Source organism: Pseudomonas sp. R151218B TE3479 (assembly GCF_053629195.1).
In genome coordinates this window covers 2,976,158-2,988,436 of record NZ_JBRJHV010000001.1, presented here as the reverse complement: position 1 = coordinate 2,988,436, position 12,279 = coordinate 2,976,158, and the positions used below count along the sequence as shown (strand labels likewise).

The 12,279-nt window shown below is 63.5% G+C and carries 12 protein-coding genes; 5 read left to right on the top strand and 7 right to left on the bottom strand.

Annotated features, from left to right (window positions below; genetic code table 11):
• Positions 1-114 precede the first annotated feature (114 nt).
• Positions 115-933, top strand: coding sequence for a posphoenolpyruvate synthetase regulatory kinase/phosphorylase PpsR (ppsR, locus tag AB7M32_RS13350; RefSeq protein WP_072407939.1), 819 nt, complete (start codon positions 115-117; stop codon positions 931-933).
• Positions 934-1,065: 132 nt separating this feature from the next.
• Here ppsR and AB7M32_RS13345 read toward each other — a convergent pair whose 3' ends face one another.
• Positions 1,066-1,911, bottom strand: coding sequence for a type 1 glutamine amidotransferase domain-containing protein (locus tag AB7M32_RS13345; protein ID WP_454250156.1), 846 nt, complete (start codon positions 1,909-1,911; stop codon positions 1,066-1,068).
• Positions 1,912-2,014: 103 nt separating this feature from the next.
• Here AB7M32_RS13345 and AB7M32_RS13340 point away from each other — a divergent pair, with 103 nt between their 5' ends.
• On the top strand, positions 2,015-2,911 hold the full coding sequence (locus tag AB7M32_RS13340) for a LysR family transcriptional regulator (RefSeq protein WP_454250155.1): 897 nt from the start codon (positions 2,015-2,017) through the stop codon (positions 2,909-2,911).
• A 191-nt stretch (positions 2,912-3,102) separates the two neighbouring features.
• On the opposite strand, the gene AB7M32_RS13335 is transcribed toward AB7M32_RS13340, so the two are convergent.
• From AB7M32_RS13335 to AB7M32_RS13315, 5 genes are all read right to left on the bottom strand, one after another.
• A complete protein-coding gene (locus AB7M32_RS13335) occupies positions 3,103-3,330 on the bottom strand; it encodes an MbtH family protein (RefSeq protein WP_454250154.1) in 228 nt (75 codons plus the stop codon).
• A gap of 84 nt (positions 3,331-3,414) precedes the next feature.
• On the bottom strand, positions 3,415-4,827 hold the full coding sequence (locus AB7M32_RS13330) for a diaminobutyrate--2-oxoglutarate transaminase (protein WP_454250153.1): 1,413 nt from the start codon (positions 4,825-4,827) through the stop codon (positions 3,415-3,417).
• Positions 4,828-4,924: 97 nt separating this feature from the next.
• Positions 4,925-5,446, bottom strand: a complete 522-nt coding sequence (locus AB7M32_RS13325; RefSeq protein ID WP_454250152.1) for a GNAT family N-acetyltransferase — start codon at positions 5,444-5,446, stop codon at positions 4,925-4,927.
• Between the two features lie 289 nt (positions 5,447-5,735).
• Complete coding sequence (locus AB7M32_RS13320; protein ID WP_454250151.1) at positions 5,736-7,067, bottom strand: ATP-binding protein; 1,332 nt, start codon at positions 7,065-7,067, stop codon at positions 5,736-5,738.
• On the bottom strand, positions 7,064-7,744 hold the full coding sequence (locus AB7M32_RS13315) for a response regulator (RefSeq protein WP_072407953.1): 681 nt from the start codon (positions 7,742-7,744) through the stop codon (positions 7,064-7,066). Before AB7M32_RS13315 ends, AB7M32_RS13320 begins: the two co-directional genes overlap by 4 nt.
• Positions 7,745-7,919: 175 nt before the next feature.
• On the opposite strand from AB7M32_RS13315, the gene dsbD reads away from it, so the two are divergent.
• From dsbD to dsbG, 3 genes are read left to right on the top strand one after another with little or no spacing between them, the layout of a single operon-like run.
• On the top strand, positions 7,920-9,647 hold the full coding sequence (dsbD, locus tag AB7M32_RS13310; protein WP_454250150.1) for a protein-disulfide reductase DsbD: 1,728 nt from the start codon (positions 7,920-7,922) through the stop codon (positions 9,645-9,647).
• On the top strand, positions 9,647-10,516 hold the full coding sequence (locus AB7M32_RS13305; RefSeq protein WP_158457124.1) for a TlpA family protein disulfide reductase: 870 nt from the start codon (positions 9,647-9,649) through the stop codon (positions 10,514-10,516). Before dsbD ends, AB7M32_RS13305 begins: the two co-directional genes overlap by 1 nt.
• A complete protein-coding gene (dsbG, locus tag AB7M32_RS13300; protein ID WP_158457123.1) occupies positions 10,492-11,259 on the top strand; it encodes a thiol:disulfide interchange protein DsbG in 768 nt (255 codons plus the stop codon). The genes AB7M32_RS13305 and dsbG overlap by 25 nt, the downstream gene beginning before the upstream one ends.
• Positions 11,260-11,427: 168 nt before the next feature.
• Here the strand turns inward: dsbG and AB7M32_RS13295 are convergent, their stop codons facing one another.
• Positions 11,428-12,234, bottom strand: a complete 807-nt coding sequence (locus AB7M32_RS13295) for an alpha/beta fold hydrolase (RefSeq protein ID WP_158457121.1) — start codon at positions 12,232-12,234, stop codon at positions 11,428-11,430.
• Positions 12,235-12,279: the final 45 nt, after the last annotated feature.

Genomic DNA, 12,279 nt, shown 5'->3' with positions numbered 1-12,279 from the left:
ATATGGCCTGGACCTGGAAAATAAGTGAGAATGCTGGCCACTGGCGGCCGGCAAATCGCGCCTATCATATCCAAGAATCGTCACTAGCTCACTAGCTTAAGGCCCAAGGCGCAAATGAAACGATCTGCTTTCTTTATCTCCGACGGCACCGGCATCACGGCCGAAACGCTAGGCCAAAGCCTGTTGGCACAGTTCGAAAACATTACCTTCGCCAAGATGACACGTCCTTACATAGACAGCGTCGACAAGGCGCGGGCCATGGTACAGCAAATCAATAAAGCCGCCGAAACCGACGGTTTCCGCCCGATCATCTTCGATACCATCGTCAATCAGGACATCCGTGAGATTCTCGCAACGTCCAATGGTTTCATGATCGACATTTTTTCCACCTTCCTGGCGCCCCTGGAACAGGAGCTGAGCGAGCACTCTTCCTACTCGGTCGGCAAGTCCCATTCCATTGGCCACAACTCCAACTACATGGAGCGGATCGAGGCGGTCAACTTCGCGCTGGACAACGATGACGGCGCCCGCACGCATTATTACGACAAGGCCGACCTGATCCTAGTGGGCGTGTCGCGTTGTGGTAAGACACCGACGTGCCTGTACATGGCGATGCAATTCGGCATCCGCGCGGCCAACTATCCGCTGACCGAAGACGACATGGAGCGCCTGCAACTGCCCAGCGCCCTGCGTGCCCACCAGCACAAGCTGTTCGGCCTGACCATCGACCCGGACCGCCTCACGGCGATCCGCAACGAGCGCAAGCCCAACAGTCGCTATTCAAGCTACGCCCAGTGCGAGTTCGAAGTGCGCGAGGTGGAAAACCTGTTCCGGCGGGAGAACATTCCCCATATCAACTCCACGCATTTTTCCGTGGAGGAGATATCGGCGAAGATCCTGGTGGAGAAAGGGGTGGAGCGGCGGTTCAAATAACCAGAAGGTATGCCGGAAAACCTGTGGGAGCGAGCTTGCTCGCGATTGCGGAGTGTCAGCCAACATTGATCTTGCTGACCCACAGCAATCGCGAGCAAGCTCGCTCCCACAAGGGATAGGAACTCTTCCGGCCTAGGGTTTCAACCGCTCAACCAACGCCTGCCCCACCGCCAGCGCCGAGGCCGGATTCTGGCCGGTGATCAATTCCCGATCCTCCACCACATGGGCAGTCCACGGCGTGGTGTTGCTGCTGTACTGCCCGCCAGCCTGCTGCAACGCGGTCTGTGGATAGAATTTCATGCTCCCGCCGCCCAGCAGCCCCTTGGCCAACTCTTCTTCCTGATTGCTGATTACCGTCATCCTGTACCCGGCGTAGATCCAGTCGGCCTTGGCCGAGGCCTGGCCTTTGGTAGTCAACTGGCCAACGAAGCCCTTGGCGTCAGGCAGGGTCGACAGCAACGCGATCGGCCCGTGGCAGACCAGCGCGGTGGTCTTGCCCTTGTCATGGAAATGCGTCAATACCCGCCCCAGCGGTGCGCTCGTGAGCAAATCCTGCATGGGCGCATGCCCGCCGGGAATGTACAGGGCATCGAACTGTTCCAGACCGATCTGCTCGACACGGGCCAGGCTGATCACCGGTGAGTCCTTGGCCGAAGTGATGTTCAGTTGAGCCAGCAACGCCTGGTAGCGCTCCAGCTCCGCCGGATCATTGTTGAAGTACATCTTGTCCACCGAGGACCGGTCCAGCGTCGGCGCCCTGCCCTCCGGGGTGGCGAACGTCACGTGGTGACCGGCATCCAGCAACAGCTTCACCGGTTGCAGCAATTCGTTGAGGTAAAACCCGGTGGAAAAGACCTTGCCCTTGTTCAGATCCAGATGATCGGAATCCGACAGGACCACCAGCACGTTATCGGCATGGGCCGCGACGCCAATACCCGCCAGAACAACAGACGTTGCCAAGGTCGTGAGCTTTTTCATGATGACTCCAGGATGTTTCGATAAAAGATGCGCTCACTGTATTGATGCGTTCACCGGCGATAAACTGGCGTACCGGAACATCACTTGGCCCCTGGAGGCAACAATGGCCCGTCGATTCGATTATCTGGCCGACGTGGAAGCCTTCGTCACGGTCGTGGAAAAAGGCACGCTCAGCGCCGGTGCCGTGGCGCTGAGCACCACGCCTTCGGTCCTGAGCCGCGCCATCTCCCGCCTCGAAGCCCGGCTCGGGGTGCAACTGTTGCGACGCACGACCCGGCGGCTGAACCTGACCGATGCCGGCACGTTGTACCTGGAACAGTCGCGCTCGGCCTTTGCCCTGATTGACGACGCCGAGCGGCGAATCCAGGGCCAGGACGGTGTCTTGACCGGTCGCGTGCGCTTGAGCGTGCCGACCACCTACGGTCATTACCGCCTGCCATCGCTGCTGTCGCGTTTCGCCGAGGCTTACCCGCAAGTTCGGGTCGAGCTGAGTATCACCAACCGCAACGTCGATCTAGTGGCCGAGGGGTATGACCTGGCGATCCGCCTTGGGCCGCTGCCGGACAGCGGCCTGGTCGGGCGCAAGCTCGAAGACGCCCGCCTTTGCCTGGTGGCCGGGCCGCATTACCTGGAGCGCGCCGGAATACCCCGGCACGTCGATGAACTGGCTGCCCACGCCTGCCTGCCCTTCGTAATGCCCAGCAGCGGACGCATCGCACCCTGGCTGTTTCGCGACAATCATGAAGACCGGGAATGGCTGCCGGCGGGCAATGTGCAGGTGTCCGATGATGTATTGGGCATCGTGTCCCTGGCACAGGCCGGGATGGGGATCTGCCAAACCTATGAATTCATTGTCCGGGAGCGAATCGAGCGCGGGGAACTGGTGGCTTTGCTGGAGGACTTTGGCGGGCGCAGCCGGCCATTTTCAATCATCTACCCGCCCCATCGGCAATTGCCGGCGGCGGCACGGGCGTTGATTGATTTTTTGATCGAGCAATAGCGGGTGACGCCGGCCTGCCTCTGTGGGAGCGAGCTTGCTCGCGATTGCGAAGTGTCAGCCGGCATTAATGTTGCCGATCCATCGCTATCGCGAGCAAGCTCGCTCCCACAGTGGTTCTGATGTGACTGCAAGATTTGTATTCTCCCGCAGCCTTGCTGTGGAAAGCTTTCTTGCTGCCACAGGCTCTACATTTAGTGGGTCGCAGCCGCCTGCTCGTCCATTTTCTTGCGCAAGCTCAGCGGGCGCATGTCGGTCCAGACTTCTTCGATGTAGGCCAGGCACTCCTTCTTGAAGCCGCTTTTACCGACGGTACGCCAGCCCTCGGGGATGGCTTTGTAGTCTGGCCAGATCGAATATTGCTCTTCGTGGTTGACCACGACCTGAAAGACGATGTCCTCGCGGTCGAATACTGAAGTCATGGGTGTCTCTCCATCTTTGCTCGAGGTTCGCTGCGTCACATGCGCAGCCAGGATATGAAAGGAACGTACGGGGCCGGGTGAAAATTAGCTGTCTTTGACCGCCGCATGCAGGGCTCGCCCGAAAATCTCGGCGACCTGATCGATTTCGGCCCGGGTGATGATCAACGGTGGCAGGAACCGCACCACGCCGCCCTGGCGACCGCCGAGCTCCAGGATCAGCCCGCGCTTGAGGCATTCGCGTTGCAACCGTGGCGCCAGCTGGGCATGCACTGGCGGATGGCCCAGGGCGTCCGGCTTGCCCGCCGGGTCCACCAACTCGACACCGAGCATCAGCCCGCGACCACGGATATCGCCCAGTTGCGGGAAGTCCCGCTGCAGGATGTGCAGGTGCTCACTCAGGCGTTCGCCCATGGCGGCGGCGTGGGTCGGCAGGTCGTGCTCACGCAGGTAGCGCATGACCGCAGAGCCGGCAGCCATGGCCATCTGATTGCCACGGAAGGTCCCGGCGTGAGCACCCGGCAACCAGGTGTCGAGCCAGTCGCGGTAAACCACCACCGCCAGCGGCAGGCTGCCGCCAATGGCCTTGGACAACACCACCACGTCCGGGATGATCCCGGCATGCTCGAAGGCAAACATTTTGCCGGTGCGGCCGAAGCCGCTCTGGATTTCGTCGACGATCAACGCCACCCCTGCCTGCTCGGTGATCCGCCGCAAGCCGCGCAGCCAGTCCAGGTCGGCGGGTATGACTCCACCCTCGCCCTGCACCACTTCGACGATGACCGCCGCCGGCAATTGCACGCCGGCCTCCGGGTCGTTCAGCAGGTTTTCCAGGTAATGCAGGTTGGCCTTCACGCCCTCGACACCGCCCAACCCGAACGGGCAGCGGTAATCGTAGGGGTATGGCATGAACTGCACGCCGCTGCTGAGCAAGGCGCCCAAGGGTTTCTTCGGCCCCAGGCTGCCCATCAGGCTCAATGCTCCCTGACTCATGCCGTGATAACCACCCTGGAACGACAGCACGGTGCTGCGTCCGGTGGCGGTACGCACCAGCTTGAGGGCGGCTTCCACCGCGTCGGTACCGGTGGGGCCGCAGAACTGGATCTTCGCCTCGGCGGCCAGTTCCACCGGCAACAGGCCGAACAGGTCCTGGACGAAGCGGTCCTTGACCGGCGTGGTCAGGTCCAGGGTATGCAGCGGCAGCTCGTCGGCCAGCACCTGCTGGATCGCGTCGATCACCACCGGGTGGTTGTGCCCCAGCGCCAGCGTGCCGGCGCCGGCCAGGCAATCGATGAAGGTGCGGCCCTCGACATCCTCGACATACAACCCCTTGGCGCGCTTGAGAGCCAGGGGTATGCGCCGTGGATAGCTGCGGGCATTGGACTCCTGCCGACTCTGGCGAGCCAGTAGCGGCGACTCATTGAACTGGTAAAGCGTCTCGGCCGGCACGGGGCTGACCCGGGCCGGCTGTGCTTCGATAAGGCTGTTGGCGACTGACATCTCTCGACCCCGCAGTACGTAGTGACCCAAAACGACACACCGGGCAGGTGCGCATCCGGTCGGGGCGCACATGCAGGTTTCCTGTTGTGGAAACGCATCAGCTGCGGGGGGATTTACTCGCGGGCAGCACTTTCTCCTGTGGCGCGATCAGTGGCTTGTGCATCGCAATGGCCTTGACCCCGCCGATGGCGAAAGCGTCAGCGCTTTGCTCGAACCCCAGGTGTCGATAGAACGCCTGGCTGCTACGGGTGCTGTTGAGGCGCACCCGGGCCACCCCGCGCCCGCGCAGCCAGGCCTCGATGTCCCGCACCAGCGCCCGGCCGACACCCCGGCGGAAGGACTCCGGCTGTACGTAGCAGAAGGCGATCCGGCCACTGGCCGAGGCCATCGCGACACCCGCCGGCCGCCCCTGCAAACGTGCCAGGGTCAGCCGCAAGCGGGGATCGACCAGCCAGGGGCGGATATGCGCGAGGGTGTTGTTGCGTACCCAGGCGGCGACGACAGTGGGGTCGTTGCGATGTTCGGCGGCACACCCGACCCGGATGGAGCGTTCGGCGATCCGGCTGATGATGCCGGCATCGCTGGGCGTGGCCGTGCAGATTTCGATGAAGGTGTCCATGGCGCGGTTTTCCTCAGTCCTTGAGTCGAGCTGAAAAAAACATAGACCCGGTTAAGGCCGGGGCGCCAATGACAGGTCGTTACAGCAGATGTACGCAAATCCCTGGTATGGGAGCACAACGCTGTTCTTAGAACTTGCCTGAACCTGTGTGGCGAGGGGATTTATCCCCGCTGGCTGCGCAGCAGCCCTCGAGAAGACAACTCACTCAATCTGACACAGCCGGTTCGCAGCTTTTGGGGCTGCTGCGCAGCCCAGCGGGGATAAATCCCCTCGCCACAGGTTCATCCACTTAGCCGACCACTACCTGCACCGGCATGGTCAATTCGACCCGTAGCCCATCCGGGCGGCTGTCGAAATGCAGACCGCAACCGCAACGCTGGACGATGGCCTGGACGATCGCCAGCCCCAGCCCGCAGCCGGTGCTCTGGCCGTTGCGCCAGAAGCGTTGGGTCAAGTGCTGGATGTCGTCGGCGGCGATGCCAGGGCCATGGTCGCGGACCTGGAAACGCACGCGCTGGCCGATCATTTCCAGGCTCAGTTCCACATCGGTATCGTCCGGGGTATGGCGCAGGGCGTTATCCAGCAGGTTGCGCAAGGCGGCGATAGAGAGCACCGCCGGCATCTGCACCGGCGCGTCGGACACCCCAGGGGCCAAGTGCAATTTGATTCGCCTGGACTCACTGCTGGCCGCGTCCTGGATCGCCAGTCGCGCGACCTGCTCGGCGTTGCAGTGCACGCCATCGTCGAACGACAGGCTGCCTTCGACCCGAGCCAGCAGCAGCAACTGTTCGAGAGTGCGATGCATGCGGTCGGCGCCCTCCTCGGCCCGGGCCAGGGATTGGTCGCGGGCGGCGCCCTCGGTCATGCGCGCCACTTGCAGGTGCGTCTTGATGGCGGTCAACGGGCTGCGCAGCTCGTGGGCGGCGTCGCCGGTCAGCCGTCGCTCGCGCTCGATGGTCTTGCCGATGCGCTGGAACAGCTGGTTCTGGGTCTCCAGCAATGGACGCAACTCGCTGGGCAGCGGATGGATCTGCAAGGGCTCCAGGGAATCGGCATTGCGCCGCATCAGCGCATCGCGCATGCGATTGAGCGGCGCCAGGCCCTGGCCGATGCCCAGCCACAACAGGCACAGGCAACCGAGCAACGCCACGCCCACCGGTACCGAGGCGGCCAGCAATATCGACATGTTCAAGGCTTCGCGCTCGATCTGGCGGTCGGCGGTGGTGATGCGCAAGTCGCCTCGGGCCAGGGTGAAGCTGCGCCAGGGCGCACCGTCGATCATCTGGTCGTGGAAGCCCATTTTCTCGGCTTCCAGGGCCTGTTCCGGGGTGCCGTGGCTGCGGGCCAGAATCTCGCCGCGCAAGGAACTGACCTGACAGGCCATGCCACCGGGAACGCTCAATTGCTCGGAGCTCAAGTGTGTGCCGTCGCCCTTGCTGGGCAATGGCGGCATCTGTTCCAGCAACCCGGCAACCATCCGCGCCGAGGCCACCAGGCGCTGGTCGAGGGAGAACATCATCTGGTTGCGCAGATCACTGAGCATCCACGCCGCAGCCAAGGCCCAGATCAGGGCGAAGGCCGCGCCGAGGGTCAGGCTCAGGCGCAGTCGCAGGCTCATCACTTGGAGGGTTCTCCGCCGTCGGCCGGCCCCAGGCGATAGCCCAGGCCGCGCACGGTCTCGACAATGCCGTTACCCAGCTTGCGCCGCAGGTGATGGATATGGACGTTGAGGGCATTGCTTTCCAGCTCGTCGCTGAACCCGTAGACGCTGTCCTTGAGTTGCTCGGTGGACAGCACCCGGCCGCGACTGTGCAAGAGCGCCTGCAACAGCGATTGTTCGCGCCGGGACAGATCCACCGGCTGGCCGTCCAGGGTGGTTTCCCGGCTGCTGGGGTCGTAGGTCAGGCGACCGTGCTCGATCAGGTTGACGCTGCGCCCCGCCACGCGCCGCAGCAACGTGTGCAGGCGCGCCGCAAGCTCGCGCAGGTCGAAGGGTTTGAGCAGATAGTCATCAGCCCCGGCCTGCAAGCCGTCGACCCGGTCGGTCACCGAATCTCGGGCGGTGAGGATCAACACCGGCGTCTCCAGCCCTTGCTGGCGCAGTTGCCGGAGCAGCTTGAGACCGTCCTCATCGGGCAATCCCAGGTCCAGCACCATGACGTCGAACTCCGCCACGCCGACCATCGCCCGCGCCGCCGATGCGGTGGCCACGTGCTCGACCGTCAGGCCCTGCGCCGTGAGGCCGGCAACGATCCCGCTGGCAATCAACTCATCGTCTTCGCAGACCAGTACGCGCATGGTAAGCCCCGTGGAAAAAGGTACATTAGGCCGCCGGCCGATTAAGCCGACATTATGCGACGAGTACGGCAAACATGGGCGATCATTACGGCCTGCCGGTCGCCGCCGGGTTAATCGACGGTTAATCGCCAGTCGCCATTGTGTTTTCCACTCGCTTCGTTCTAAGGCTTTATCCATGCGTCGATTGTTTTTGCTGTGGCTGTTCCTGATCTCGGGCCTGGCCCAGGCCGCCAATCCCTTCGAAACCAAACCCGATTTCCTGCCGGTGGAGAAGGCGTTCGTGTTGACCTCCGAACGCCTGGACTCCGGTGAGACGCAGCTGTTCTGGCAGATCGCCGATGGGTACTACCTGTATAAGCAGCGGCTCAAGTTCGATGGCCTGGCCGAGGCGCAGAAACCCAAGTTGCCGGAGGGCGAGGCCCACAGCGATGAGTTTTTCGGCGACCAGCAAGTCTATCGCCAGGCGCTGGAACTGAAGATTCCAGCCGATGCCACGGGCAAGATCAAGGTGGGCTTCCAGGGCTGTGCCGACGCCGGCCTGTGCTATCCACCCCAGACCCAGGTGATTGACCTGGGCGGCAGCGCACCGGCGGCAGCCATTGGCGAGGCGCCGGACCAGGCCTTGGCCAGCGGCCTGCAGCAACGGGCCTTGGGCTGGAGCTTGCTGGTGTTCTTCGGCCTGGGCCTGCTGCTGGCGTTCACCCCTTGTTCGCTGCCGATGCTGCCGATCCTGGCCGGGCTGGTGGTGGGCAGCGGCGCCGGGCCGAGACGCGGCCTGGCCTTGGCCGGCAGCTACGTGATCAGCATGGCCCTGGTGTATGCGGCCATGGGCGTGCTCGCCGCTCTGCTAGGGGCCAACCTCCAGGCACTGCTGCAACAACCGTGGCTGCTGGGCAGCTTCGCGGCCGTATTCGTGTTGCTGGCGCTGCCCATGTTCGGCTTCTTCGAATTGCAATTGCCGGCGGCGCTGCGTGATCGCCTGGAAAACGCCGGACGCCAGCGACGCGGTGGCAGCCTGGTGGGCGCCGGCGTGCTCGGCGCCCTGTCCGGCCTGTTGGTAGGCCCGTGCATGACCGCCCCGCTGGCCGGCGCCCTGCTGTATATCGCCCAGAGCGGCAATGCGCTGCACGGCGGGTTGATCCTGTTCACCATGGGCATCGGCATGGGCCTGCCACTGTTGCTCCTGGTGACCGTGGGCAACCGCTTCCTGCCCAAGCCCGGCGCCTGGATGAACCTGCTCAAGGGCGTGTTCGGCTTCCTGTTCCTGGGCACCGCACTGCTGATGATTCGCCCGATCATCGACGGCTCGCTGTGGATCGGACTGTGGGGCGTGCTGCTGTTGATCGCCGCCTACAGCGCCTGGCGCCAGACCGGAGGCTTCGGCCGCATGGCCTACCTCTGCGGCAGCGCTTCGTTGCTGTTCGGCCTGTGGGGCAGCCTGCTGGTGATTGGCGCAGCGGGCGGTGGCGATGATCTCTTCCAACCCCTGAAGGTCTACGCTGGCAGCGAGGGTAGCGCGACCGTCAGCGCCCACGATACATTCGTGACCGTCAGCGAGCCCGCCGCCCTGCAACGGGAGCTGGACGCCGCCAAGGCCCAGGGCCAGTGGGTGCTGCTGGACTATTACGCCGACTGGTGCGTGTCCTGCAAGATCATGGAAAAACAGGTCTTCGGCCGCGCCGAGGTGCTGGACGCCCTGCAAAGCGTGCGCCTGCTGCGCCTCGATGTCACCGCCGACAGCCCCGCCAGCCGCGAGTTGCTGAACCGTTACCAGGTACCGGGGCCGCCGAGCCTGCTGTGGATCGGCGCCGACGGTGAAGAGCGCCGCAGCCAGCGGATCACCGGGGAAGTCGACGCCAAGGCGTTCCTGGAGCGCTGGAACCTCACCCGGGATGCGCGCTGATGTTGACTTTCACCCTGGGCACCTTCGCCATCGCCCTTAACCATCTGTTGCTGATCAGCGCCCTGGCCCTGGCGACCTTTGTCGGCTGGCGGGTGGCCAGGCGCGGTGGGGAGAACCCTGAGTCGGTGCTGTTCGTGCTGTTTCTACTGGGGCTTCTGGCCGCACGGATCGGCTTCGTCGTCGCCTATTGGCAACATTACCGGGACGACCCGTGGCAGATCGTCGACCTGCGTGACGGCGGTTTCCTCGCCTGGCCGGGGATCGTGGCGCTGCTGATGGGCGCGTTATGGTGGGCTCGACGCCGCCCGGCCCTGCGCCGCCCATTGGGCTTCGGCGTCGGCAGCGGCTTGCTGTTCTGGCTGGTGGCGACCCTGTCGTTGACGATTTATGAACAAGGCACCCGGCTGCCGGACATCAACCTGCGCACCGCCGACGGCCAGACCGTGAAGCTCACCGACTACCAGGGCGGCCCCCTGGTGATCAACCTCTGGGCCACTTGGTGCCCGCCCTGCCGACGTGAAATGCCGGTGCTCGAAGAAGCCCAGCAACAGCGTCCGGACCTGACCTTCCTGTTCGTCAACCAGGCCGAAAGCATGCAAAGCGTCAGCACCTACCTGGCCACCCAGGGCCTGAGCCTGACCAACGTGTTGTTCGATGGCAGCGGCCGCCTCGGCCAGGCCGTGGGTTCCATGGCCCTGCCGACCACCCTGTTCTACAGTGCCGACGGCCGCCTGCTGGGCAGCCACTTGGGTGAATTGTCGGAAGCGAGCCTGGCCCGCGCCCTGGAAAACTTCGAAACGCCGGATTCGTCCACGACGCCCCACTCCGCCACAAGGAAACCGCCATGCCCCGCCTCCGCCACCTGCTGACCCTGGCCGTCGCCGCCGCACTGTCGCAGGCCCCGCTGCTCCAGGCCGAAGAATTGCCTGCGGCCATCAAGAAGATCGAAGCCAAGGGTGCGAAAATCGTCGGCACTTTCGAGGCCCCGGACGGGTTGCGCGGTTACGCGGCGCAATACCAGAACCGCGGCATGGCGCTGTACCTGACCCCGGATGGGCAGCACGTCCTGCTGGGCAACCTGTACGACGCCGACGGCAAGGACCTGAGCGCCGAACCGCTGCAAAAACTGGTCTATGCACCGATGGCCAAGGCCATCTGGACGAAGATGGAAGCGAGCAACTGGATCGCCGACGGCAACAAGGATGCACCGCGCACGGTGTACCTGTTCAGCGACCCGAACTGCCCGTACTGCAACATGTTCTGGGAACAGGCCCGACCTTGGGTCAAGGCCGGCAAGGTGCAGTTGCGCCACATCATGGTGGGCATCATCCGCGAAGACAGCCCGGGTAAATCCGCCGCCTTGCTGGCCGCCAAGGACCCGGAAAAAACCCTGGCCGAGCATGAAAAGGCCGGCAAGGGCAGCCCGCTCAAACCGCTCAAGGATATACCGCCGGCCATCCAGGCCAAACTGGACGCCAACCAGCAGTTGATGGACGAACTGGAACTGTCCGCCACCCCGGCGATTTTCTATCTGGATGAAAAAGGCGACCTGCAACAGCAGCAAGGCGCGCCATCGCCGGACAAGCTGGTGAAAATTCTCGGGCCGAAGTGACCGACCTCCACTGCAGCCCCCTGTGGGAGCGAGCTTGCTCGCGATGATGGCAGATCAGTCAGCATTGATTGACAGACACACTGCAATCGCGAGCAAGCTCGCTCCCACAGTGGATTTGCATCGGTCACAAAATCCCAGTGGGAACGAGCCTGCTCGCGATGCGGTGGATCAGCTGCGCAAGACCTTCAGCAACGCCTCGGTCACGAACTCCGGATTTTCAAGATTGGAAATGTGCCCCGCCTCTGGGACCAGCACATGCAGGCAACCAATCAGTTCGGCCATTTCCAGTGCCTCGGACGGTGGCCTTGGTTTGTCCTGGTCGCCGCACATCACCAGGGTGCGCTGCGCGTTGAGTTCATGCAGGCGCCCCCGCATGTCGTCCCGACCGAAAATGATCCGCCCCAGCGGCACGATGCTGGCGCGCAGGCGATCGCTTGGCAGCGCGGCCAATGTGGCGCGAAACTGCTGGTAGAGCGCCGATTGCGGGTCGATACCCGGCCGGAAGAAGATCGGCACGATGATGTCCAGCAACGGCTCGGGGACGCTGCCGCTGGCTTCGATCTTGTCGAACAGTGAGAAGTAGTACTGACGGGTCTGCTCCGGCTCGACGCCCACATAAGTGTCCATCAGCACCAGCGACTGGATCCGCGTAGGCGCCGCCAGCGCCAGCCGCGTCCCCCACATCCCGCCCACCGAAAGCCCCACCAGGTGGAAGCAGTCGATGCTCAAATAATCCAGCAGTTCCATCATCTGGCGGGCCAGATCGTTCAGTGAACTCATGCCTTCCGGCATCTGCCCGGACTGGCCGTGACCCCAAAGGTCCGGAGCGATCACCCGGTAATGCCTGGACAATACCTCGATCTGCGGCGCCCACATGGCGTGGTCCCACAGATAGCTGCCGCCCAGTAACACCACCGGGCCCTGGCCCTGGTCCAGGTAGTAAAGGGGTTGTCCGTCGATCGTTGCAAAGGGCATGGGTGACCTCCTTGTTTGAGTCTGGAAAAAAGCTTGGGAAGACTG